The organism is Niallia sp. FSL W8-0177, assembly GCF_038006285.1.
GTDB lineage: Bacteria > Bacillota > Bacilli > Bacillales > Cytobacillaceae > Niallia > Niallia circulans_A.
Map to the genome: position 1 here is coordinate 65,263 of NZ_JBBOUX010000001.1, position 26,535 is coordinate 91,797.

A 26,535-nucleotide genomic window follows, 5' to 3' on the forward strand; every position below is an offset into this window, starting at 1 on the left:
ATGGCTTGTGTAGGCTGCGAGCTAAAGGAACAAGTTAGTCAATTAGATGTTGATGCACTTGTTCAAGAACAGCTTTCCTTCGAAGTAGATTTAGCGCGAGAGGAAATAAGAGATCTACGATTGAGCATATGTGTCCAGTGTGAGCACCTAAATCAACATACCTGTGGAAAATGCGGATGTTTTGTCCGCTTCCGTGCTAGCTTAGACAAAAAAAGCTGTCCTGATAAAAAATGGTAGGACTGACAAAAATGAAATATTAAGTGAGATAAAGGAAGGCAGCACATTGCTGCCTTCTTTCTTTATGGATAAAAGTACAAACAGATATTTTTAGAGAAAAAGGTGTAATCTTTTTAAGAGAAGGGAAAGAAAAAAGCAAAAAAATGTATGGAAAAAAATTGGCTGCAACCTTATAATAAACTTTTGAATTTAAATGGAAAAATAAAATTTTAATAAGATGACCTTATGCAAAAGAGTAATAAAAATTTATTAGCGTTTGTCTAAAGGCCAATATTTTTTAGGATGATAAAAAATGAAGAGCCTTCTTTTTAAATGAAAATTCTAATGAAAACAGTCTGTATCAAATGTTAGTTAAATTCATTCAAAATCATTCGACAAGGAAATATAAAAATCTATCAAATTTAAGCGATAATTGTTGACAAAAAAATATAAAAGTACGTTATTGACTCTTACCTCAAAAAAGGATTATATAGTCTTAGACACAATATATTGAAACGGAATATCGACATCTATCTATATTTAGTAGACTTTGTAAGAAATGGAGCGTATTGCTTAAAATATAGCTTTTTTTCTTTTTTTTATTCAAGTCTTTGTAAGGAGGGAGAATTTGTGCTTATTGTTTATGACAGTAAGACGGGAAATGTACGAAGATTTTTTAATAAATTAGGACTTCCAGCAAATAAAGGAATCGAGATAAGCGCTGGGTTAAAAGTTCATGAACCATATATACTATTAACTTACACAACCGGGATGGGACAAGTTCCTCAAACAACTTTAGACTTCCTTAAAATAAATCATCCAAACCTTCATGCTGTAGTTGCCAGTGGAAATAAAAACTGGGGCCAGAATTTTGCTTTAAGTGCTAATAAAATATCAACCATGTACGGAGTACCAATCTTACATAAATTTGAAATGAGTGGTATGCCTGAAGATGTAGAGATAGTTAGAGAAAGGGTGCAAAGTATTAGCTATGAGACATATAGAACTAAACAACGAAGTGACACAGCTTAATGAAAAGGGGTTTTTCCGCCTCGAAAAAGATAAAGAAGCTGTTGCTGAATTTCTAGAATCTGAAATCAATCCAAAATTGATTCGTTTTGACTCTATTGAACAAAGATTTAAATATATGGTGGAAGAGGACTTCTATTATCCACAGGTTTTAGAACAATACAAGATTTCGGAAATTGAGGAAATTACAAAGCTTGTATATGCATATGAATTTAAGTTTCAATCTTATATGGCTATATCCAAATTTTATAAAGATTATGCCTTAAAAACAAATGACAAGAAGCAATACCTTGAAACGTATGAGGATCGAATTATTATTGTCGCTCTATTCTTAGGACAAGGTGATTTCGAAAAAGCAAAGAAAAATGCAATTGCGATGATTGAACAGCGTTACCAGCCTGCTACACCTACTTTCTTGAATGCAGGTAGAAGTCGCCGTGGTGAGATGGTTTCGTGCTTCTTATTAGAAATGGACGACTCTTTAAATTCGATTTTCCATAATATTAATACATCTGGACAGCTATCGAAAATAGGAGGGGGCGTAGCGCTTAACCTTTCGAAGCTTCGTGCCCGCAATGAGCAAATAAAGGGAATTGATAATGCTGCATCAGGTGTAGTGCCTGTCATGAAGCTTCTAGAAGATACTTTTTCTTATGCAAACCAATTGGGACAGAGAAAAGGCGCAGGTGCCGTCTACTTAAATATCTTCCATTGGGACATTGTGGAATACTTGGATACAAAGAAAATCAATGCGGACGAGAAGTCACGGATTCAAACACTTTCAATCGGCTTAATTGTGGAAAATAAATTTTTCCAATTAGCGAAAGAAAACAAAGACCTATACGTATTCGCACCATTCAGTGTGTACAAGGAATATGGCATTCATATGGATGACATGAGAATGGATGAAATGTATGAGGAGCTTGTTGCTAATCCGAACGTGAAAAAGCGTGTCATTATGTCTGCACGTGAAATGCTGACAAAAATTGCGCAAATCCAATTGGAGTCTGGTTATCCATATTTTATGAATAAATCAAATGCCAATAATGGACATGCTCTTAAGGATATTGGACAAATTAAAATGAGTAATTTATGTACAGAGATTTTCCAGCTTCAAGAGACATCAGAAATTACGGATTATGGACAAGAAGATATTATTCGCCGTGATATTAACTGTAACTTAGGCTCTTTAAACATCCCTAATGTGATGAAGCCAGGCGAAGTATTCAGAGATTCTGTTCATGTTGGTATTGAAGCATTAACTACTGTATCAAATATTTCAGACATTCAAAATGCTCCATCTGTCAAAAAAGCTAATGAAGAACTTCATGCAGTCGGTTTAGGGGCGATGAATCTTCATGGCTATTTAGCAAAAAACAAGATTAGCTATGAATCAGAAGAAGCAAAAGACTTTACGGCGACTTTCTTTATGATGATGAACTTCTATTCAATTGAGAAGAGCATGCTAATTGCTAAAGAAAGAGAAGAAACATTTAAAGAGTTCGAAAAATCGGAGTATGCTAAAGGAACTTATTTTGAAAAATATAAACAAGTAAGCTTTGCTCCGAAAACAGACAAAGTAAAAGAACTATTTGCAGGCATCTATATTCCTACTTGTGAAGATTGGGCAGAATTAGCTGCACAAGTGCAAAAACATGGGATGTATAATGCGTATCGCTTGGCTGTTGCACCAACCCAATCAATAGGGTATATCCAAAATGCGACAGCATCGGTAATGCCGGTTGTTAACCAAATTGAGTCTCGCACTTATGCTAACTCTACGACTTATTATCCGATGCCATATATGGATGAAACAAACTTCTGGTATTATAAATCAGCGTTTGATATGAACCAATTCAAGGTAATGGACTTAATCGCTGCAGCTCAAGAACATGTCGACCAAGGGATATCAACGATTCTTTACGTAAACTCAGATGTTTCTACGAAAGAATTAGCTCGTTATTATATTTATGCAAATGAAATTGGATTAAAATCACTTTACTATACAAGAACTCGCAATCTAGCTATTGATGAGTGCATTGCATGTGCCGTTTAAGAGAAGAATGAAGAAGTAGGAGGAGGGAAACTCCTCCTGTTTTCTGGAATTACTGGGGGTAATAAAATGACAAAGTATGCTGTTAACTGGAATCAGCATGAAGATGATTTCACACAAATGTTCTATACACAGAATACTAGACAGTTTTGGCTGCCAGAAGAAATCAGCCTTTCTTCTGATAAAAATACTTGGGTGGAATTGTCGAAAGAGGAGCAAGATACTTACAAAAAAGTACTTGGTGGTCTTACGCTGCTGGATACAGAGCAAGGTGGCGAGGGAATGCCGCTAATTGGCATGCACATTGAAGGATTGCAGCGTAAGGGCGTTCTTTCGTTTATGGGTATGATGGAGCAAATCCATGCTAAATCGTATTCCACTATTTTTACTACATTAGCATCTGAAGAAGAGATTGACGAAGTATTTAATTGGGTGCATAATCACCCGCAGCTACAAGCAAAAGGGAAACGCATCTCTGAATATTATCAGAAGCTGTTTAGCCCGAAAATAAACAAATATGATCTCTATATGGCAATGGTTGCTTCCGTTTATTTGGAATCATTCCTTTTCTATTCCGGCTTCTTTTATCCACTATTTTTAGCTGGACAAGGAAAGTTAACTGCTTCAGGTGAGATCATTAACTTAATCATTCGGGATGAGAGCATTCATGGGGTCTATGTTGGGCTTCTCGCTCAAGAATTATATGCACAATTGACACCAGAGGAACAAGAACAAGCTACTCGCGAAAGATTAGAATTATTAGAATCTCTATATGAGAATGAATTGGAATATACACAGGATTTATATCAGCAAATCGGATTAGTCGAGGAAGTAAATAAATTTATCCGCTACAATGCTAATAAAGCTTGTATGAATCTTGGCTATGAACCTGTCTATCCTTCAGAACCAATCAACCCGATTGTTGAAAATGGCATGAAGACAGATACAAAGAACCATGACTTCTTCTCTGTAAAAGGAAATGGCTATGTTAAAGCGACAAAAGTAGAACCTATATCAGATGATGATTTTGTTTTTGATTGGAAGTAAGGCAAGCTATTAAAAAGAATAATTAGGTGAGTGCTAGTGCTCGATATCTAGCCTGCCTCGGAATCCCCTCCGGTTGCGGAGGGGATTTTTTTGCCTTCTTCTCATAAGGTTGTGTCTATATTTTACGGTTCGGTACACTGGGATAAACGGAACATGAATTTTTTTACAAAAAGTGCAACTTTATGTATGGGTGAAACGTGGTCTAGGTGAAAGGGGGAAAAAGTTTGGAGCTAGATGATGCATATCGCATGTATGTAAATGAATTATATCGTTATCTATATTCCCTTTCAAAGGACCATCATACTGCAGAGGACTTGGTGCAAGATGCCTTCTACCGAGCATATAAACAATTAGATACTTATGACATTCTGGAAATCAAGCCATGGTTATTCAAAGTAGCTTATCATGCATTTATCGATTACACCCGAAAAAGAAAACGAATTGTTCTAAAGGAATCCTTTCAGGAGGAAATAAACAATTCCACACCAGAAAGCAAAATCGTGCATAAAGAAAGCTTTAACCAGCTCTTATACTATATATCCCAGCTTTCAGAGAAAGAAGCAAATGCGATTATTTTGTGTGATTTCCATCAGTTTCCTTATAAAGAAGCAGCTGCAGTGCTAAATCTAAAAGAAAATACGGTGAAGAGTCATGTCTTCCGCGGAAGAAAAAAATTGAACAGGATGGTTCAAAAGGCAGAGGAAAATAGCATGGGGAAGAAAGGCAGGTAACTTATGAAAAAAGATGGATTTAAAGAAGAAGAAGAGAAAGATTATTTAAATAAAATCCAAGAAGCAATAGATGAATTTGAAGCAGAGACTCCATTTACGGATAAGGATCAGCAATTGATTGTAAGAAGAGGGAAAGTGGAGGCGAGACTTACCAACATTTTATATAGTCTTACTATTCTCCTCCTTATCATCCCGGTTGCAACGCTAGGGAGCTATCTGTACTACGGAATAGGAAATAAGGCGAATGATTTTATTGATATCATGGAGAAAACGATTTATATTACCAAACCGAATGTAAGCTTAGAAGAAATGGAGATTGACAGCAAGATAGGCTTCTTCAATATGGATTTATCCTATGATCTATATAAAAGGGTAGGAAAAAAGGATGTTCGAATTGGAGATTCAAAGGCTCACTTCACCTTCAGTACGCCTTCTTTTCCAGATACAAGTTTTATTACAGAAAAACCATTTACTGAATACCGTGATGAGGATAAGGAAGTATTATTTCACCCCCATAGAGCCATTCCTTATATGGTTAAACAAGACGAAACGGTATTAAAAGGATTGCCGGATGGAACTGTTGCAGAGGCTTTTGTTTCATTTGACCAATTATATACAGAAAAAGAGCTATTTAGTGAATTTCCAAAGGATCTAGATTTAGTATGGTTTGCAGTTGATACAGGTTTAGAAGAGAAAAATTTAAGTGCAGATGGTGATTATATTTCCCCTATTGGATATCCGGCACAAGAAGATCCAGATAATTGGTCTCCTTTTAATAGCGATGAAATTAACAGCAAGCAATTTATGGAGATACTAACGTATCTAAGCAAAAATCAAGAAACGGCAGAAACGATTGCGGAAAGACCATTGGCACTCCCTGAAAGAATTGAATATCTACAAAAAAACGGGATTCACATCTATGGTGCTGTTGTAACAGGGCCAAAAGAATCACTTGTTAAGCTGCAGGACAACGATATGGTTAAAGGAATGAAGCTAGGGGAAGTGAGGTTATGGAATTGGTATTGAAAAAACAAAGAATAAGATCAACAAAAAATACATGGACTGGACTTGTTTCCTTTTTATTAAGCTTAGTTGCATTAACAGGAATAAACTTAGGGCTTATTTTTGAGGTGGATATTCTTCCTGAATTAGTCTTTACAAAAATCCCATTCATTAGTTTGCTTTTAGGGATAATTGGTTTATTCACAAAACGTAGGTCAAGAGCCTTTGCGATTATGGGAATTTCTCTTAGTGTTTTTATTTTCGTTTTCTTCATTATGATGTTTGGCTTAGCCTGGACAATCAATCCAAAACCATAAGCTGAAAAAAGCTATCTATCAAGGTAGCTTTTTTGTTTTAAAAGGAAAGAATTTTCATCATCCGAAAAACTTTTAGAAATTATAGTGAATATTTTCATTATTTGTAATACAATAACTCTTTGTGGGGAGGAGAAAGAATGAACTTATTAAGAACTACTTTACAGCATTTTAAACCATATTGGCGCAAGTTACTGATTGCCTTATTTTTCTCATTAGTTGGCGGTGCGTCTACGATTTTACCTCCAATCCTAGTCGGGAAATTGGTAGACGAAGTAATCGGTGATAAAGCGATAGCCTTTATATTATGGATTGTTTTCGGAATATTAGCAGCATTTCTAGGAAAAGCGCTATTTGAATCCTTACAAGAATTTGTACAGGTGAAGATTGGCTTTGATGTTATTACAGATATGCAGATTCGTGCCTTTAAAAGGCTTCATCGAACACCAATGTCCTTTTTCTCGAATACACCTCGTGGAGACATGTTATATCGCCTGACCCATGATGTAGAATCCATCCAGAATTTGAACAATACCGTTGTACCTCGGATTCTTCAGCAAGTGATTAGTGCAGTAGCAGCTTTTATCACCGTGTTTGCAATATATTGGCCAGCAGCCATTGTGATGTTCGCAGTATTTGCTATTTATATTTTTCCATCCTTTAAATTAGGGAAGACCATGCGGAAGATGAGTGCTGTACAAAGAGATATGAGTGCAGATATGTATCAGCATCTCCAGGAAAGCATTGAGAGTGTTCGACTAGTAAGAACCTATCAAACACAAAAAGACGAAATGGCAACCCAAGAGCAGAAATTAACAAATTGGAAAAATTATTCTATCCGGGCAGCTTTAATCGGAAAAGTCAATTGGCGTCTCGGAAATTTATTTAATATTGCTACACCTGGTGTGGTGATGCTTATTGGTGGATTGGCAATTTGGCAAGGGAATATTACGGTTGGAACACTTATTTCTTGCTTGAATTTTATTCCGATTATGTTTCAGCCAGTTCGTTCCTTAGCGGAAAATGCTTTAACGATTCAGCAGGCGATTCCTGCTTTACAACGAATCTACGAATATTTTGATCTGCCAGAGGAGCATGAACAAAATCTTCCGAATTTTGGTTCAGTTCAAGGTGAAATTGATTTACATAATATTTGGTTCTCCTATCCAGGAAGTGATAAGCAAGTATTAAAAGGTGTGTCGGTATCGGTAGAGAAAGGAAAGCATATCGGTATTGTTGGAACGAGTGGGGGCGGAAAGAGTACACTTATTCAAATACTGCTGGGATTATATGAACCGGAGAAAGGTTCTGTCACCATTGATGGAAAAGATCTCTTTGCTTATAATCGCAATAGTTTTCGCAGGCAGGTAGGTGTGGTCTCACAAGAAACCTTCCTATTAAATAGTACGCTTCGCAACAATCTTTTATATGGCAAACCAGATGCAACGATGGAAGAGCTGGAACAGGCTGTAGAAGCGGCAGGGTTAAAAGAGCTGATTGATTCTTTAGAGGATAAATATGAAACGATTGTCGGAGAACGTGGTTTAAAACTATCTGGAGGTCAAAGACAGAGGGTTGCCCTTGCGCGAGCGATATTGCGCCAGCCGCCAGTATTGATTTTTGACGAAGCGACGTCGTCCTTAGATGGGGAAACCGAAGAGAAGGTTCAAGAATCGCTGGAACAGTTAATTCCAGGGAGAACAACCATTACGATTGCCCATCGCTTGATAACCGTTAGAAAGGCAGATACTATCCTTTTGCTTGATCAAGGAATGGTTGCCGAACAAGGAACTCATGAAGAGCTGCTAGCGTTAAAAGGGCAGTATTACCAATTATACCGAGCACAATATAGCGAGCTAGAAAAGGAGATGATTGGATGAGTAAGCAGAAAATCTCCAACCAAAAGCAAATGGGCGACGGCAAACGTGTTATTCGATTTTTAATGCCTTATAAGAAATGGGTAATTGGCGATTCTATCGTTATTGCAATTAGCCAAGTTTTTTCCGCGTTAATACCAACTTTAGCATTGAGCTGGCTTATTGATACCATCCTGCCAAGTGAGAATCATACATGGCTATGGGGATTAATGTGGTTATTGGTATTATCTGCTGTATTAGATTTAGGAATGATGATAATTGATGAGTATTTTTGCCATATTACAGCAAAGTCTGTTACAAATAGGCAAAAGCTACGATTATTTGGACATCTGCAAGTACTGCCTTTTTCATTTTATCAAAACAATTCATCTGGAGAATTGCTAGCACGAACTTCGGATGATCCAGATACCCTTCATAATTTTTTAGCATGGGAAGGGTCAACTTTTATGGCGAGTGCACAAGGGGTAGTGATTTATAGTATCGTTCTACTTTTCATTCACCCGTATTTAATGATTACAAGTGTTGTGCTTGGAATCATTTTTTACTGGGCATCGAACTATGTTGGCGCAAGAACGAGAGCAGCATCAGCAGACGCTCGGGCAGAAGCCTCTAGATATTTAGAGAGATTAAGAGAATCTGTAACAGGTATTCATCTTTCTCGAGTAATGGGTGTTTCCGATAGTGAAGTGGAAAGTGTTATTTCCATTAGGGATTCTTTTGTGAAACATTCTCTAAAAGAATTAAAAGCAAGAATGCAGTCGGTTGTAGTGATTGCCAGTTATAATGGTTTTGCATTAGGTCTAGTATATTTTATTAGTACATTACTTATTTGGAATAACGATTTAACAAGTGGTCAAATGCTAACGGCAGGTGGTTTAGTAACGATTGCAGCAAATGAAATGCAGCGTCTTCTTCGGAATTGGCTTTCGGTCAGAAGAACAGGACCAGCATTGGATCGTTCGGATATTTTGCTTTCACAACCGGTATCGGAAGCAGAAACGAAGCAAGGGTTGAAGGGAACAAGAGCAAAGGGTGACGTTCGTTTGAAAGATGTTTCCTTTGTTTACCCGGATAAAGAGGAGAATGTCTTAAAGGGTGTCTCATTTACCATTAAGGCAGGGGAAAAGATAGCGTTAGTTGGACCAAGTGGTTCAGGGAAATCAACGATTATTGACTTGCTGTTTCGATTATATGATACGACAGAAGGGGCGATTGAAGTAGATGGTCGAGAAATCAAAGAATGGGATACAGATTGGCTTCGCTCCCAAATGGCCATTGTCACACAAGATGTATTAATGCGAAGTGGGACATTAGCAGATAATTTACGAATTGGAAAAAAAGAGGCGACAGAGGAAGAATTGTATGAGGTTCTCCGTGCGAGTGGTTTAGGTGAATTAGTAGACTCCCTTCCAGATGGACTAAATACAAAAGTTGGCGAAAGAGGAAGCCTTCTCTCTGGCGGTCAAAAACAGCGTCTATCCTTAGCAAGGGCCATTCTAAAAGATGCGCCAATCCTTGTTTTAGATGAAGCAAGTTCGGCACTAGATCCAATAACAGAGGCGAAAATTAATGAAGCAGTTTTAAAAACAACGAAGAAACAAACAATATTCATTATTTCTCACCGGTTATCAACCGTATTAGCAGCAGATCGTATTATCGTATTAGATAATGGAGTCATTGTCGAAGAAGGCACCCATACAGAACTGTTGCAGAATAACAATGGAGTATATACGCGCTTATTCAAGCGGGAAACAGATATAGGAGAAGCAACCGTCAATCATACAAATGCACAGTTGCTATAATTAACGGCAAAGAACAGTAATTTCTTATGAGAGAGATTACTGTTCTTTTTGTAGATGGAAGAGGAGAAAAGGGAAGAGAAGAACCGCGTCAGTTACTGTTTGGTACTTGATGGAGGGAAAAGAAAACATTTATGAAATAAAAGCGCGTTCGTCCACTTTTATAAGAAACAAAAGAATAAACAGATAAAAAATACATCACAGAATATAAAAGTGCTATAGTTATTTTGTAGTCGAAATATTCTGAGAGAGAGTAGGGGAAAGAATGACCAATATATTAAGAGAATCCTATAGCAAAACAACATATAAATTAGGCAATCATGGCAAAAGAAATGTCCAAGTATTAAAAGAAGCGTTACAAGAAATAGATGAAAATGCAGAAAGTGATATTTACGGACAAGGAAAAATAATAGAGGACTTTCAGCAAAAAATGGCTGATCTATTAGGAAAAGAAACGGCTGTATTTTTTCCCAGTGGAACAATGGCACAGCAAATTGCTCTTCGTATATGGTGTGATAAAAAAGATTTAGGAAAAGTCGCTTATCATCCCTTGAGTCATTTAGAAATCCATGAACAAGATGGTTTAAAGAAGCTTCATAAAATAGAAACGATTCTTTTAGCCGATGAGACTAGAGTAATAGAGTTAGATGATATTAAAGAGATGGAGCGTGGAGTTGCCTGTGTGCTGTTAGAATTGCCGCAGCGAGAAATTGGCGGACAACTACCAAGCTTTGAGACATTAGAACAAATTTCATCCTATTGTAAAGAACAAGGCATTAAACTCCATCTTGATGGTGCAAGATTATTAGAGGTGCTCCCTTACTATCAAAAAACTGCTGCAGAAGTATGTGCATTGTTTGATAGTGTCTATCTGTCTTTTTATAAAGGAATTGGGGGAATTGCTGGAGCTATACTAGCGGGAAGCGCTGATTTTACTAGTCAATCCAAGGTTTGGAAAAGAAGATATGGCGGTGATTTAATCAGTTTGTATCCGTATATTTTGTCAGCTGACTATTATTATGAGAAGAGAGCTTCGAAAATGGCTGAATACTATGAATCTGCTAAAGAGCTGGCCGTATTATTTAATGGGTGTGAAGGAGTTCGTACTCTTCCGATTGTACCGGTGTCTAATATGTTCCACGTTCATTTTGAGTTGGGAAAAGAAGAAGTAGAACAAATTTTAACTGCTGTTCATGAGAAAGCAGGAATTGGAATAAGCGGCTATGTGAAGGAGATTGACGAGAAAAACGCCTCCTTTGAAATTAGCTTAGGGGATGCTTATCAAGAAGCTCCGAAAGAGGCTGTCAGGGAAATGTTTAGTTTATTTGCTGAAAAAATCAAGAAGAGAAGAGGATGACATAATGGAAATTATCCAGCAATGGGTTCAAGAAGATAGTGATTATATTCGAAGAAAATTGGTTGCCTATAATATGGAGCAACTACCAGAAAAATTAAAAAGCGCCTATGAAAATATTAGTTTTGTTTTAAAAGATGAGGAGGGCATAATCAAGGCAGGCATTACTGGTCATATGTTTTGGCACCATATGCATATCGATTTCTTATGGGTAGACACGAGTGTTAGAAAAAAAGGATATGGAAGCGAACTGCTGGCAAAAATGGAACAAGCTGCAATAGAAAAAGCATGTACATTTATTTACCTTGATACGTTCAGCTTTCAAGCCCCAGCCTTTTATGAGAAGCATGGCTATGAAGTATTTGGGACATTAGATAACTTTTCGGAAGGTATTAAACAATATTTCTTGCAGAAAAGGCTAGTTGATGAGAAAAAATAGAGGATTTGTTTGGCTGAAACCCCTAGGTTAGCCAAATAAATCCTAAATCTCACTGCTATTAATTAAATTAGAAAACTCTTATTTTGTTATACTCTGTTTGGAAAAAATAGGTTGCTAATTGATTGATATATTCGTATAATTTGAATAATATAAATATTTAGATAGAGGTAAAGAGGTCGATGAGAAAATTCGCGAAAATTATTATCTATTATTTACTTGGCACTATTACGATACTAGCATTAAGTGTTTTTCCAAAATACTTTCAAATGAGAGATTTTCCTGAGGGAGAGGGATATTTCTTCACTCTATTCTCCTTTTTGTCGAAGGAATTTTTTCAGAAAGAAGGCTGGGTATACACATTAAATGGTGTAGATCAAGAACCGATTCTAGATGTACTCTGGCCTGCTTTTATTTATTCGATAGAAATTCTGGTTTGCGCTATTCTCCTCGGATGCTTTGTTGCTTTTATTTTATCCTTATCATCTTTTTTTCTGCCGCAGTTTCTGTTACAGCCATTAAAAAGATTCCTGGATTTAATAGAATCAATTCCAGATATTATTATTGCTACACTTTTGCAAGCTTTAGTAGTTGTTATCTATAAGAAAACGGGTGTTGAGATTTTTACAGTGGCCAGCTATTCGGAAAATGCTTATTTAGGTCCGATTATTACACTTTCCATACTTCCTGCTATTTCGTTATTCAAAATTCTTATTCTTATGATGGAAGAGGAGTATTTGAAGGATTATGTAACATTTGCAAGAAGTAAAGGAATTCGCAATTTTCCAATCCTATGGAAACATATTATCCGCAATATTATTCCTGTGACCTTTCAGCATATGAAAATTATTATTTGGGGATTATTATCCAGCCAATTTATAATCGAAAGGCTGTTTAATGTCCATGGCTTTACCTATTTTCTGCTAGAAAATTTTACGCCGATAACAATTGCTGTATCTTTGCTGTTTATATTTACACCATTCTTTATCCTTTTTCAACTAGTCGATATATTGATTCATGAAGAGCAAGAGAAGGCTCGCGATGTGAAAAAAGGATTGTGGAGACAAAGAATGAGTTTTTCATATCTTTTGTTATCTTTAAAGGTGTTTGGTAGCAATCTAAGGGATGGTGGGCGAAGGTTTAGTTGGAAAAACTTTTCTATGATTCGTCCACTGTCCTGGTTAGGGAAAATAGTTGCCTTACATATGAAAAATTGGAAGGTTGCGGTGGGAAGCTTGTTCTTTATTGTGGTTATTGGATATAGTATTATTTATTCTGTAACGACCAATAATCATATCGATCAAATGCGATTGTTTTACGCAGAAGATGGAGTAACACTAATTTCTGCCATGCCATTTGCCCCTACGGAACCTTTTTTCTTTGGATCCGATAGACTAGGCTACAGCCTCTTTGATCAAATTGTGATTGGTGCTAAGTATACCCTGATTTTTGCCCTGCTTATCGCATTTTTACGGGTAGTAGGTGGGTTATTACTTGCAGTGATTTATTCTTTTTATTTGAAACATCCAGCACAGCAATGGATTGCAAAGATGGTAGATTCCATACATTTTATGCCGCTAAGTTTGATTGCCTATATCTTATTAACACCGATTCTTTTACCAGGTCTTGAAGGATTCAGCTATTCCTTTTGGGAAAGGGTATTTTTGGAAACAATGATTCTGACTTTGCTGGTGGTTCCATTAACTACCGTATTATTAGGCAAAGAAATCAATCGTGTGTCTGATTATGAGTTTATTGCGAGTGCAAAGGTAATGGGTGGAGGGAAATTTCAAATTTTAATCCGTCATATACTCCCTCATTTAGGTCCAAGACTTACCATTTTATTTGGGCAGCAATTTATTCAAGTATTATTAATTTTCATGCACTTAGGCATTTTTGATTATTTTTTGGGAGGAACAAAATTATCGATGGACCAAATGTTTCCTGATCCTCCGCAATCTACGACCTATGAATGGTCTGGATTAATCGGACAGGTAGGCAGAGGAGCAATAGGCTCTGGACAGTTCTGGTACTTATATATTCTTGTGCCCTTTGTGATTGCAATATTTGCCATGCAGCTAATTGTTCAGGGGGTGAAAGAAGTCCAGCAAGTAAAAGTGGGCGTGGTGTTTAAGCAACCAGGCTTGCGTAAAAATAAGGAGATTAAGCAATCAAAAGAAGCAGCACCAACTATTACAAAAGAGAGCTTTACACAGATAGGGAGAGATCCAAATGGAAATCAGGCAATTAGGCCCCGATGATGCAGAAGCATATTTCGCTCTCAGACTAGAAGCATTGCAAACAAATACAGAAGCATTTGGCTCTAGCTATGAGGAAGAAAAGGATTATCCATTAAGTCGAACACAAAGCAGACTTAGTGATCCAGCGTCCTATGTATGTGGGGCATTTGTGGAAAAGGATTTAGTAGGCGTTGTTACGTTAATGAGAGAAACCAAGAAAAAGTTGAGCCATCGTGCGAATATTTACGCTGTCTATGTGACCCCTAAATGTAGAGGGAAAGGTGTGGCAAAGCATTTGCTCAAAGCCACAATAGAAAAATCACGTGATTTACAAGGAATAGAACAAGTATACTTAGCTGTTGTTGCTGAAAATGCAGCTGCCAAAAAAGTATATCAAGCATTTGGGTTTGAAACGTATGGAATCGATCGAAAGGCTATAAAAATAAACGGAAAATACTATGACGAAGAGTTAATGGTTCTCTTTTTATAAAAAAATAAAACAGTGATAACTTTATGAGATAAAGCCATCACTGTTTTTATTATGGAAAGAAATATAAAATGAAAAGATTGAAAATAAAGAGAAATAATATAATAAAAAATTATTTAAATATAAACAAAAGGGTAAAAAGTCCGATAAAATATTTGTAAATAAAATTGAATTATTCTGTAAATTACATTAGTATTATACATATAAAGTAATAAAGTACCTTGCGTTATAAAGAATCTGATTCTATTTTACTAATTACAATCATACATAACCACAATAAAAATAGAGGCGGATAAGTAGAAAGAGCGATATTTAATGAGAAGGAGGAATAAACAAAAAGCAAAAATTACTATTTTGGTATAGAAGAGAAAAATCTCTTTAGTAGTGGAGGTTTGAAATCATCAAAGGGGAGAACTTGTGATGGCGAAAATGAAATTTAAAAAAATAAAAATAACCAGTTTAAAAAAAGAAAAAAAATCGCAGAAATCTATTTTTAGCAAACTCAATATTAGAAAGATATCAAGAAATGGAAATTTAAAAAGAGTTAATGGCAGGTTCACTAAATTAAATAATATTACAATTGGCTGGAAATATGGAATAACTTTATTATTTGTTTTTGCCCTTTTAACAATTACTACTGTATTAGTAACGACACGTTTAATCCATATTAATAATAGTATTGAGCAATTAAATAAAACAGATGAAAAAGCACTTATTATTACGGAAATGGGATCACTTACCCGAGAAAAAAGTCTAAGTATTTTAAATTATCTCGACTATCAAAACCCTACATATGTGGATGAATTTCAAGATATTAGTACTAAGTTTAATGAATATGAAGAACAAATAAAAAAGGATCTTCGAAATAAGGATGAAAAAGCATTATTCGATGAAATTATAGATCGCAATAAACAAATGAATGATTTATTCTTAGAACAAATTATCCCAGCGATTGAAGCAAACGATCGATCGGCCGTTAATTCCTTAAGTTTAACCAATACAACTATTCGCAAGAGAACGATTACGGCTTTAAATAAAATGCAAGAACAGGTCCAAGATAGTCGGACAGAGGCAGCGGAAGACGCAATCGCTAGTGGAAGTGTGGCAACAAAGACGTTAATTATTTCAATGATTATAGCACTTCTAATCGGTACTGCATTAATTATTATCATCAGCAGCAGAATTACACGTAACTTAAAGAAAGTAGTAGAGGTTAGTGATACGATTGCGCAAGGAGATTTAACGGTAGAAGAGGTTAACTACAAAGGTAAAGATGAGATTGGCCAATTAGCTCAGTCTATGAATAAAATGAGCAATAATCTACGAATGGTTATTCAAAAGATATCAGAAGTATCGATTACGGTAAACAAGCAGAGTGAGAATTTATCCCAATCTACTAATGAAGTAACTGCAGGAAGTCAGCAAGTTGCAACGACTATGCAAGAGCTATCGTCAGGAGCAGAAAGCCAAGCAAATACGGCTACTGATTTAGCCTCATCAATGGAATCCTTCTCTGGCACGATTGGTGATGCCTATAACCAAGGGGAGTTAATTTATCAATCATCAAACAAGGTATTAGGCATGACGAATGATGGCAGTCGCTTAATGGGAAATTCAATTGAACAAATGAATGTAATTAATCAAATTATGAAAGAAGCTGTGGAGAAAGTACGTGGCCTTGATACTCAATCGCACGAAATATCTAAGTTAGTTTCTGTCATCAAGGGGATTGCTGATCAAACAAACTTGCTAGCATTAAATGCTGCTATTGAAGCAGCACGTGCTGGAGAGCATGGAAAAGGATTTGCAGTAGTTGCAGATGAAGTAAGGAAGCTGGCTGAACAAGTTGCATACTCTGTCACAGATATTACTGATATTGTCGGAAGCATTCAAAAAGAATCAAGCGTGGTAACAGAATCCTTGCAAGGCGGTTATGAAGAAGTAATGAAAGGAGCGGAACAGATTAAGATGACTGGGGAAACATTCGAAGGCATTAAAGCTGCTGTTAATGATATGGTAAATAGCATTGAAGTTGTTTCCGAAAATCTAGCATCTATCTTAGAAACAAGTAAAGAGATGAATCGTTCGATTGAAGATATTGCTGCAATTTCCGAAGAAGCAGCTGCAGGGATTGAACAAACATCCGCTTCCGTTCAACAAACAAGCAGTTCTATGCAAGAGCTCTCAGATAGCTCACATGAATTATCTAACTTAGCAGTAGATTTAAATGGATTAGTAAAAGAATTTAAAATCAATTGAGTATTAAAAAAGGAGAAACATTGGATTGTTTCTCCTTTCAGACTGTCGACAAACTCCTAATTCAGTAATTAGGAGTTTGTCTTAGTTTATACATATACATTCTTTTAAATAAGAGTTGATTTCCGTTGCAGGGGTTCGCTTTCCGTGGGGCTCGCGCTGAGCCGCTTCGCCCTAAAGGCCTGCAGGGTCTCAGACTGTCTCGCAGATCCCACAGGAGTCTCACCCCTTCCACTCCAATCAATGCATAATAATTCCATTTGCATTTCCTAAATTCCTTTTGTCAACAAGCTGAAAGGAGAAACGTTAGATTGTTTCTCTTTTATTTCGCAGCCTAAATTATTCGGAAAATGGAAATTTCGGGTATAAAAATAAATGGTTGTATGCTATGATGGAGGAAATAAAATCTCATTGGCTTAGTTGTTGATTGCTGATGTTTTAGGAGAGCGATACTAAATGGAAATTTGGAAGCGGAATTTGCTTGTTTTATGGATAGGGGTTTTCTTTACCTCTGCATCCTTTAACATGGTAATTCCCTTTTTACCAATTTTTCTTATTGAATTAAATGTTCATGAAAACACAGAGATTTGGGCTGGAGTACTATTTAGTGCAGCTTTTTTTGCCGGGGCGTTTGCTTCTCCGTTTTGGGGAAGACTTGCCGATAAATATGGCAGAAAACCGATGATTATTCGCGCGGGATTTGTGCTATTTGTCGTTTATACATTAGCTGCATTTGTTACCAATCCCTATCAACTATTAGTGCTTCGTATTCTGCAAGGATTATTGTCTGGATTTATTCCTGGGGCGATAGCTTTAATTGGGACGAATACTCCTTCAGATAAAACTGGTTATGCCTTATCAATGATTTCAACGGCATCTGCATCGGGTGGGATTATGGGTCCGCTGATTGGAGGCGTGATTTCCCAATTAGTCGGAAACCGGCTTTCCTTTGCAAGTGCTGGTCTCCTTGTTTTTATTGCAACGCTTCTGATTATTTTCTGGGTAAAAGAGGATAATTTCTCTCCAAGTAAAGAAAAAGGATCTGTCAGAAACGATTTGCGGATTGCTTTTGCCAATAAACCATTAATGCTTGTGCTCTTGTTAACAATTGTTACCTCATGCTCGATTATGACGATTGAGCCAATACTTCCTCTCTATATATTAGAGATTGGAGGTTCCATGGATAAAGCCTCCTTATTAGCAGGTATAATCTTTTCACTCCCTGGTATTGCTAGTGTCATTATGGCACCATATTGGGGTAAGTGGGCGGATAAGGTTGGATTTAACCGCGTCTTATTTATCGGATTACTTGGTGGCGGTCTTGGTACTTTTTCTCAAATTATTTTCAGTAATATTTGGGGCTTCTCGATTACTCGTTTTATTTTTGGGCTCTTTTTCTGTGCGGTATTCCCAGCATTGAACGGGTTAGTTGTAAAATCAACTGCAGAGGATTTCCGTGGGAGAGCCTTTAGTTTAAATCAAACAGCCAATCAACTAGGAGGAATGTTTGGACCGATGATTGGTGGTTTTCTTGGAGGAGTTCTCCCTGCTCAGTCTGTGTTTATTGTAACAGGTATCCTGCTAATCGTAGCGACAGGGATTGCTTATAAAAAAGGAAATATATTTAGCCCAACCATGAAACAAAAAGTTAAAATAGTTACACATGGAAAATAACCTTATGAGACTTCTAATGCCTATGGCGGGCATAAAAGAGGTCTCTATTTTATTGCAAAAATTCATCTTGCCGCTTACATATTTCAAAAAGGAGCAAGAGAGAATAATGGGTGGAGGTGATAATCATGACAAAAAATAAAAATAAAAATGCGAAGCAAGCAGTACAAAATGATACAGCTCGTCAATATGATCATGAATTTGCCAATGAACCATTAACAGCAGCGGAGAAATTAAATAATAAAAAGACAAAAAAAAGACAATAAAGTGTTCCGAAAAGTATCCTTCAAATGAGGATGCTTTTTTATGTATGCAGGAAAAAATCAAAAAAATAGAAGGAGTAAGTAAACAAAAATTACAAGCTGTTGATATCTAAGAAAATAATTTGTGTGAAGAGAAGTGGAATATTTACTGAATAGCGAAGAAATGAAAAGATGTGATTTAGCGAATATAGGATGCCCAAGGGTTAAAGGAAGAAGAAGATATCTATATTCATGGATTGGCAGATAATTCTGCAATAGCTAAAAAGGACGGATGGATATTGCTGGAAGATGGTATATGGGATGTGATAGATTATAAAGTGAAATAAAGGAGGAGAAAAGAATGGATGCAAGAATCGAAAAATTAATTAATTTTACCAGGAGACAATGGGGGTTAGAAGATTATTATTTAGGTAGACACCATCTATTTAGACAGCTTACATTGGATGGCGAGACAGTGTATTTCTTAAATATGGAATGGTTTCCGAATAAATATGCCGATTGGACAGATGAAGAGGAGAATCCGGAAGGGACTGCTTCGATTGATATAAATATACATACGGAGGAATTCGAATCTGTTATTTTTGTCCAAGGAGTAACCTATGCGAAAAATGGGGTAGTATTTCCACATAAAGACGTAAAAGAGGTAAAAAAATGGCTTGCCGAATTCGCAGGTATAAATATAGAGAAGGACTTTATTTGCAAGCGAAGAGATGAAAGAGAGTATTACTTTGAGGAACAGTGGAATGGTATTCCATTATCTCCATCCTCTTCAATTACTGTAGAGTTTAATGAAGACGGAGAGCTAACATTTTATTCGAAAGATATCATGGTGTTAACGAATAAGAATGAGTTAGAAGAGGAATATACTTTATCGCTGGCGAATATCGAGGATATAGCGAGTGATCAAGTAGTTTTAGCTAAATTTCCTAAAGAGGATGGCATGTTAATCGTATATGGAGTGGAAGAAACTTATATTAGAAATGATCGGAAAGGAAGCCTTCCATTTATGGAGGAGAAGTTTGGTCTTCGAAAAAACATCAACAAAGAGATAATATGGCAGGAAGGAAAAGAGGATGATTTTGAAAGGAAGTTCTTAGATTGGGACGATGAAGTAAGTGTGGAAGATGCATATTTAAAAGTGACACATCCAGATTCGTTGCCAATAACGGACGAAGACACAGAAAAATGTATCCAAGAAGTAACCGATTTTTTGCGCATGAAGTATCCGAATGATTCAGGTAAATGGATGCTTAAATATTTATATAGAGAAAATTTTAATTTGCTTGCACGGATTGAGAAAAGTGCGCCTAAAAGTATATTTGCAGGAAAAATCCTTACTTTTCATGATCAAGAAGGCAAAATAGTGAATTTTATGGATAAAAAGGAATTTTGGGATGAAATTCTCGATAAAGAGGAAAAGGAACTAATTAAGAAAGAGAAGGAGATAAAAATTACTAAGGACGAAGCTTACAAAAAGCTGAAGCCGTATTTCACCTTAACCCCTTACTATGTGTTTGATCCAGCTGATAGGAAATGGGTGCTGTGCGGGAAGTTGGACTGTAACTACTGCGTCGATGTAGAAAGTGGAGAAATCAGTAATCTAGAGGATTCTTTTTCTTAAATTAATGATACATTACTAGTATTAAATACACCAAAGACTGCTGAACACAAGGAGGAAGAAAAATGAACTCTTCCCTAGAATTGCAAATGCTCATTCAATTATTTGAACGAGCTGCCCTTTTACTCATTACTTTATTTTTTATGACAAGAGTCCCGAAGTTTAAAGAGACCTTGCAAAAGGATCATCACTCGCCAACAGAGCTGACATTAATTACGATTATATTTTGTGCCTTCGCTCTGTTCGGGACCTATTCGGGAATACAAGTAGAAGGTTCGATTGTCAACATCCGCACAATTGCCATTATGTCAGGTGGTATCCTGTTTGGCCCATGGGTTGGAATTGTGACCGGAATTGTTTCCGGTCTACATCGTTATTTAATTGACATTGGTGGCGTAACCTCTATTCCTTGTTTAATTACAAGTATTTTAGCAGGGATTGTATCTGGTTATATTCACCTTCGCGTGAAAAAGAGTAGTCGCTGGATTTATGGAATAGTTGCTGGAATGCTATGTGAAATGCTAACAATGATTTTGATATTGTTTATGGCAGATCCTTTCGACTTAGGAATAGATATTGTTTCGATCATTGCTTTACCGATGATTTTAGGGCAAGGGAGCATTGGGCTAATTGTCTTGATGATTGCCAGCGTAGAAGGAGAAAAGGAAAGAATCGCGGCACAGCAGGCGCAATTAGCCCTTAACATTGCGAATAAGACCTTGCCTTATTTTCGTTCTATTAATGGGAATTCTTTGCGAACTATTTGTACCATTATAAAAGAAGATATTCAAGCAGACGCAGTAGCTATTACGGATACAAAAGATGTTCTTGCATATGTAGGGTTTGGGGAGGAAAAATATAAGATCGGCCAAGAGATTATCAGTGATTTAACGAAAGACACCATTCGAAGTGGCAAGATTACGATTCGGAATAATATTGCCGATCATCATACTCCGCAAATTCATTGTTTATTAATTATTCCGTTAGAAGAAAGAGGCGTTGTAACCGGTACCCTAAAAATTTATTACCGCAAAGCTTATACAATTACCAACACATTGCAAACCATGGCAATCGGATTGGCGCAAATTATTTCAACCCTTATGGAAGTGTCGCGAGTGGAACAAATGAAAGAGGAAGCAAATAAGGCCGAACTAAAAGCACTACAAACAAAAATTAATCCCCATTTCTTATTTAATGCGCTAAACGCGATTGCATCCACAACCCGTCGCGATCCTGAAAAAGCACGAGAATTAATTATTAATTTATCGGGGTATATGCGCTATAACTTAGAGGTTGGAGAAGAGCTTATTGATATCCAGCTCGCACTCAAGCAAGTGAGAGACTATATTCAAATTGAAAAAGCTCGTTTCGGAAACCGCCTGCAAGTGAACTATGAGATAGATGATATACATATTAAACTTCCGAGTCTTCTCATCCAGCCATTGGTCGAAAATGCGGTTGTGCACGGAATTTTAAAGCGAAAGGGTCCTGGAGTTGTAACGATATCAGTCAAAGATTTAGGAGAGACAGTAAGGGTTAGTGTGCGGGATACTGGAGAAGGGATTGCCCAGGAGGTAATTGATCGTTTAGCAAAAGAAGAGGTATCCTCCAAACAAATCGGTTTAACAAATGTTCATCAACGAGTAAAATTAATGTATGGAACAGGCTTAAACATTCGTAGATTAGAGCCAGGTACGGAAGTTTATTTTGACATAACGAAGGAGATAGCATGAAGGCAATAATAGTAGAGGATGAAATTCCAGCAAAAGAAGAATTAGAATATTTAATTCAAACCCACAGCAAAATTGATATTGTCGCCACTTTTGAAGATGGCTTAGATGTGCTTAAATTTTTGCAAGCAGAAGAAGTGGATGCCATCTTCCTAGATATTAATATACCTTCTTTAGATGGGATGCTTTTGGCAAGCAATATTAGTAAATTTGCGAAAAAGCCCTATATCATTTTTACAACTGCGTATAAAGAGCATGCAGCACAAGCTTTTGAATTAGAGGCATTTGATTATATTCTTAAGCCGTATGAAGAAAAGCGGATTGCCGCGATGCTGGCAAAATTAGAAGCATCTTTCAAAAAAGAAAGCGGTGGAGAAGAAGAGATTACGACAGAAGTAACACGTCGTATAAACTTGCGTAAAAATGAAAATATCATTGTGACAGATGTTAATGATATTTATTATGCAGAAGCGAGCGAAAAGGTAACATTAGTTTATACGAAGACAGATGAATATATGATGCCAATGAGTATCTCTGATTTTCATGATAAATTGCCGCAGGATACCTTTTTCCGCTGTCATCGCTCCTACACCGTGAATCTTTCAAAAATCCATGAAATTGTCCCATGGTTTAACCATACATATCTGGTGAGATTAAAGGATATTAAGGCGGAAATTCCTGTTAGCAGAAGCAAAGCAAAAGCATTTCGACAAATTATGCATCTATAAATACCATTCATTCCGAATAAAGGGCATTTCATTCTGATACCGGTTTCGAAAATGTTTCAGGCGGTATAATTTAACTATCAAAAGAAAGCATAAACAACCTTTTATAGTAAAAAATACTGTTTATAAACCGAGTAGAAAGAGGAGATCGGAATGAAAGAACGAAATGGCAATCGCTTACTGATAGTTATTGGTACCATTATTGTGCAAATGGGATTAGGAACAATATACACATGGAGCTTGTTCAACCAACCTCTTGTTGATAAATTTGGATGGGATTTGAGCGCAACGGCTATCACTTTTTCCATTACTAGTTTTGCGCTTGCCTTCGCAACCCTTTTTGCCGGGAAAATTCAAGATAAATGGGGACTCCGCCGCTTAATTGCCTGTGCTGGAATCATGCTAGGTGGAGGATTAATGGTTACTTCCCAAGTATCTTCTTTATGGATGCTTTATCTTGTAGCAGGTGTTTGTGTAGGTTTTGCAGACGGAACTGCGTACATCACGTCTTTATCTAATTTAATTAAATGGTTCCCTGAGAAAAAAGGATTAATTTCTGGTATCTCTGTAGGAGCATATGGAACCGGTAGCTTAGTTTTTAAATATATTAATACAAGCTTAATCGCAGCTTATGGTGTTTCAACAGCCTTCTTAATTTGGGGAATTATTGCTTTAGCGATGGTTGTCGGCGGATCATTCCTTTTAAAAGAAGCACAGGAAGTAGAAACAACTACAAATTCTTTAGCACCAGAGCAAAAGAATTATACAGTGAAAGAAATGCTAAAAACAAAGCAAGCATATTTACTCTTTGTTATTTTCTTTACCGCATGTATGAGTGGATTATACTTAATCGGTATTGTAAAAGATATTGGTGTCAGTCTAGCGAATCTAGATGTGGCGACAGCTGCCAATGCCGTTGCTTTAGTAGCGATATTCAATACAATCGGTCGTATTATTCTTGGAGCATTGTCTGACAAAGTAGGTCGAATAAAAGTTGTTTCTGGAACATTAGTTGTAACAGCTGTAGCAGTCACTGTATTAAATGTTGTTCCGTTAAGCTTTCCATTATTCTTTGCTTGTGTAGCCGCAATTGCATTTTGTTTCGGAGGTGTTATCACCGTATATCCGGCTATTATTGCTGATTTCTTTGGACTGAAAAATCAAAGTAAAAACTATGGTGTAATCTATCAAGGCTTTGGATTTGGAGCTTTGGCAGGAGCTATGATTGCAGCAGTACTTGGAGGATTCCATGCAACCTTTACAGTCATTACTGTTTTATGTGTCGTTTCCTTTATCATTACTTTAATCATAAAGCCGCCACACATGAAGCTGCAGCCAAAAGAACCAAAACAGCCGCAGCCTAGACTTGCAAATCGCCTTGGATAAGATAGCAAGAAAAGAACCCCGTAAATGGTAAATACCATTTCGGGGTTTTTGCTGTAAACTGGTTGCTTCCACATCTATCCAATAAAAGAGAAAACATGAAACAAGAGCCTAGATTTGATAGAATAAAAGCATCAAATCATTTTTTTATGCTTTTCCACATACACATAATGTAAGGACACATAACAAAATACGTCTTTAGTCGTAGAAAAGATTCCATTTAAAGTCTATAGCAAGAAAGAACTTGGTTACGTTAAAATAGAAGTAGATAAATCATCGATTTTTGAAACAAAAGCTGAAATGAAACGTATAAAAAATAAAGGAATACGAAGGCAGGAGTCGATTATAGTGAACTCATTTTTAATGTTTTTAGTACGAACAGGCATTTCTTTTCCTGTAGGTGCTTTAACATGGCTAATCAGTTATGTGGCATTTGACCAATATTTTATCCTATCCGTTCTATATGGAGTTGCGGCAACTGGAGTCTCTTATTTCATCTCAGATGGAGTAATTAAACATCAATTAATGGTAAGGCAAGGTTTATCAAGAAAAGAATATAAATTTATTCAAACACAGCTAAAGGAAGCGAATGAGAAAATTAGTCGATTAAATCGACATGTTTTTGCCATCCGCCACTTTCCTTCTTTTAAGCAAAGAATCGATTTAATGAGAGTAACAAAGAAAATCTATCGATTAACGAAGGAAGAACCGCGCCGTTTCTATAAAGCAGAGAAATTCTATTATTCGCACTTAGATTCATTAGTAGAAATTGCAGAAAAATATGCCCTTTTATCTGCCCAGCCGAAGAAAAACAGAGCACTGCAGGCAACCTTAAATGACACAAGAAGAACATTAGAGCAGCTTTCTAGAACGCTGGAAGACGATCTTCATGGCATTCTATCAGATGATATTGATGATCTGCATTTTGAATTAGATGTAGTAAAACATACTTCTAATAAGGAGAAGGACACTGATTTGTTAGATGAAAGCAGGCGGACTAAATGACAGATGAACGACAAATGAAAAACATTACAGATGATTATTTCTCCGATCCTTTAGGAGAAAGCAATAATTTGTTCATGCAAAAAGGCGAAACAGCTGAAACTGTTCGCCTTATTGATGTTTTATCTCCACAAAATCAAAAACGAGCATATGAACTTGCAGATAAACTAGATCCAACCAATCACCGTACGATGATTGCTTACGGGGCAGCAGCGCAGAAAAAATTACTTTCTTTTTCCCATACAATGATTGAGCATGTGCAGCGCAAAGATGTTGGAGAAGTCGGGGATATCGTTAGTGATTTAATGGAAAAATTAAATGAAATCAATCCTGATGAATTACGGGTGGAAAAGAAGGGTTTTTTCCGCCGATTATATAGTAAGCCTTCTAAAAGTGTCCATGAAGTCCTATCAAATTATCAAAAAGCAAGTGCCCAAATAGATCGCATGAGTGTGCGTCTTGAACGCAGTAAAAATGTATTGACTGCAGATATTCATTTATTAGAACAGCTTTATGAACATAATAAGACCTATTTTGAAGATTTAAACGTATATATTGCAGCAGCGGAAATGAAATACGAAGAAATGACGAAAAAGCTTATTCCGGAGCAAAAAAAACTTGCAGAGGAGTCCGGTGATCGAATGAAACTGCAAGAGGTCAATGATTTAATTCATTTTGCGGAATTACTAGAGAAACGTATTTATGATTTAAAAGTCAGCAGAGAAATTACCATACAAACAGCGCCACAAATCCGCTTGATTCAACATACGAACCGTACGGTTATTGATAAAATCCAGTCGTCGATCATGACATCGATCCCATTATGGAGAAACCAAGTTTCCATTGCTTTAACGCTTTTAAGGCAGCGTCATGCGATTGAAACACAAGCAAAACTGAATACAAGCAGAATGGATGCCAACGCAAAAGAGATGGTACAAATCGCCAAGGAAAACCGTCCGGCAATGGTCGAAATCGATTCGCTAAAAGAAACACAGCATAAACTGATGAGCTCATTAGAAGAGACTCTACATATCCAAGAAGAAGGAAAACAAAAACGTAATCAAGCAGAACAAGAGATTACGGAAAGAGAAGGTAATTTAAAACAAGCATTAGATACGGTTGACAATAGGTATTAAAAAAAACTAAATACATGAAATTTTGTTCCTTTTTTGTGGAGACCAACCACACGAAATATAAAAGTAGCAAAAAGACCAAATAGCATACGATTTGGTCTTTTCTTCTGCCAAAAGCGCAGTAAAACTGATGGGCAAGTTAATAAAAAGGATATATATAGAAGTTTCC

The 26,535-nt window shown here is 36.6% G+C and carries 22 protein-coding genes; all 22 read left to right on the forward strand.

Going from position 1 to position 26,535, the window contains the following annotated elements; all coding sequences use genetic code 11:
- A complete protein-coding gene (locus NST77_RS00300) occupies positions 1–237 on the forward strand; it encodes a DUF6171 family protein (protein WP_095330913.1) in 237 nt (78 codons plus the stop codon).
- A 609-nt stretch (positions 238–846) separates the two neighbouring features.
- The gene (nrdI, locus tag NST77_RS00305; protein ID WP_047945020.1) at positions 847–1,248 is read left to right on the forward strand and encodes a class Ib ribonucleoside-diphosphate reductase assembly flavoprotein NrdI; all 402 of its coding nucleotides are present in this window, start codon (positions 847–849) and stop codon (positions 1,246–1,248) included.
- Positions 1,208–3,301: a class 1b ribonucleoside-diphosphate reductase subunit alpha gene (gene nrdE, locus NST77_RS00310; protein WP_095330915.1), complete on the forward strand. Its 2,094-nt coding sequence runs from the start codon at positions 1,208–1,210 to the stop codon at positions 3,299–3,301. The genes nrdI and nrdE overlap by 41 nt, the downstream gene beginning before the upstream one ends.
- Before the next feature lie 66 nt (positions 3,302–3,367).
- Positions 3,368–4,345, forward strand: coding sequence for a class 1b ribonucleoside-diphosphate reductase subunit beta (nrdF, locus tag NST77_RS00315; RefSeq protein ID WP_095330917.1), 978 nt, complete (start codon positions 3,368–3,370; stop codon positions 4,343–4,345).
- A gap of 224 nt (positions 4,346–4,569) precedes the next feature.
- Entirely contained in the window at positions 4,570–5,076 is a 507-nt protein-coding gene (locus tag NST77_RS00320) for a sigma-70 family RNA polymerase sigma factor (protein WP_047945023.1), read from the forward strand.
- Between the two features lie 3 nt (positions 5,077–5,079).
- A complete protein-coding gene (locus NST77_RS00325; RefSeq protein WP_095330919.1) occupies positions 5,080–6,102 on the forward strand; it encodes an anti-sigma factor in 1,023 nt (340 codons plus the stop codon).
- Positions 6,099–6,395, forward strand: a complete 297-nt coding sequence (locus NST77_RS00330) for a hypothetical protein (protein WP_204259925.1) — start codon at positions 6,099–6,101, stop codon at positions 6,393–6,395. Before NST77_RS00325 ends, NST77_RS00330 begins: the two co-directional genes overlap by 4 nt.
- Positions 6,396–6,532: 137 nt before the next feature.
- Positions 6,533–8,272 carry an ABC transporter transmembrane domain-containing protein gene (locus NST77_RS00335; RefSeq protein WP_163187959.1) on the forward strand — a complete coding sequence of 580 codons (1,740 nt, stop codon included), beginning with the start codon at positions 6,533–6,535 and terminating at the stop codon, positions 8,270–8,272.
- Positions 8,269–10,071 carry an ABC transporter ATP-binding protein gene (locus NST77_RS00340; RefSeq protein WP_341122624.1) on the forward strand — a complete coding sequence of 601 codons (1,803 nt, stop codon included), beginning with the start codon at positions 8,269–8,271 and terminating at the stop codon, positions 10,069–10,071. Before NST77_RS00335 ends, NST77_RS00340 begins: the two co-directional genes overlap by 4 nt.
- Before the next feature lie 262 nt (positions 10,072–10,333).
- Positions 10,334–11,425: a threonine aldolase family protein gene (locus NST77_RS00345; RefSeq protein ID WP_163187961.1), complete on the forward strand. Its 1,092-nt coding sequence runs from the start codon at positions 10,334–10,336 to the stop codon at positions 11,423–11,425.
- 4 nt (positions 11,426–11,429) lie between these two features.
- Positions 11,430–11,861, forward strand: a complete 432-nt coding sequence (locus NST77_RS00350) for a GNAT family N-acetyltransferase (RefSeq protein WP_341122625.1) — start codon at positions 11,430–11,432, stop codon at positions 11,859–11,861.
- Positions 11,862–12,040: 179 nt separating this feature from the next.
- Positions 12,041–14,119 (forward strand): ABC transporter permease subunit, encoded by a 2,079-nt coding sequence (locus NST77_RS00355; protein WP_341122626.1) that lies wholly within the window; start codon positions 12,041–12,043, stop codon positions 14,117–14,119.
- On the forward strand, positions 14,091–14,588 hold the full coding sequence (locus NST77_RS00360; RefSeq protein WP_123259961.1) for a GNAT family N-acetyltransferase: 498 nt from the start codon (positions 14,091–14,093) through the stop codon (positions 14,586–14,588). The genes NST77_RS00355 and NST77_RS00360 overlap by 29 nt, the downstream gene beginning before the upstream one ends.
- Before the next feature lie 417 nt (positions 14,589–15,005).
- Positions 15,006–16,844, forward strand: a complete 1,839-nt coding sequence (locus tag NST77_RS00365; RefSeq protein WP_303981390.1) for a methyl-accepting chemotaxis protein — start codon at positions 15,006–15,008, stop codon at positions 16,842–16,844.
- Positions 16,845–17,297: 453 nt separating this feature from the next.
- Positions 17,298–18,515 (forward strand): MFS transporter, encoded by a 1,218-nt coding sequence (locus tag NST77_RS00370; RefSeq protein ID WP_095330936.1) that lies wholly within the window; start codon positions 17,298–17,300, stop codon positions 18,513–18,515.
- Positions 18,516–18,640: 125 nt separating this feature from the next.
- Complete coding sequence (sspO, locus tag NST77_RS00375; RefSeq protein WP_047944664.1) at positions 18,641–18,778, forward strand: small acid-soluble spore protein O; 138 nt, start codon at positions 18,641–18,643, stop codon at positions 18,776–18,778.
- Between the two features lie 337 nt (positions 18,779–19,115).
- The gene (locus NST77_RS00380; protein WP_341122627.1) at positions 19,116–20,396 is read left to right on the forward strand and encodes a hypothetical protein; all 1,281 of its coding nucleotides are present in this window, start codon (positions 19,116–19,118) and stop codon (positions 20,394–20,396) included.
- A 62-nt stretch (positions 20,397–20,458) separates the two neighbouring features.
- Positions 20,459–22,126: a sensor histidine kinase gene (locus NST77_RS00385; RefSeq protein ID WP_095330940.1), complete on the forward strand. Its 1,668-nt coding sequence runs from the start codon at positions 20,459–20,461 to the stop codon at positions 22,124–22,126.
- Positions 22,123–22,851, forward strand: coding sequence for a LytR/AlgR family response regulator transcription factor (locus NST77_RS00390; protein ID WP_095330942.1), 729 nt, complete (start codon positions 22,123–22,125; stop codon positions 22,849–22,851). Before NST77_RS00385 ends, NST77_RS00390 begins: the two co-directional genes overlap by 4 nt.
- A gap of 150 nt (positions 22,852–23,001) precedes the next feature.
- A complete protein-coding gene (locus tag NST77_RS00395) occupies positions 23,002–24,234 on the forward strand; it encodes an L-lactate MFS transporter (RefSeq protein WP_163188522.1) in 1,233 nt (410 codons plus the stop codon).
- A gap of 297 nt (positions 24,235–24,531) precedes the next feature.
- A complete protein-coding gene (locus NST77_RS00400; protein WP_217279846.1) occupies positions 24,532–25,236 on the forward strand; it encodes a 5-bromo-4-chloroindolyl phosphate hydrolysis family protein in 705 nt (234 codons plus the stop codon).
- Positions 25,233–26,369, forward strand: a complete 1,137-nt coding sequence (locus NST77_RS00405) for a toxic anion resistance protein (RefSeq protein WP_341122628.1) — start codon at positions 25,233–25,235, stop codon at positions 26,367–26,369. The genes NST77_RS00400 and NST77_RS00405 overlap by 4 nt, the downstream gene beginning before the upstream one ends.
- Positions 26,370–26,535: the final 166 nt, after the last annotated feature.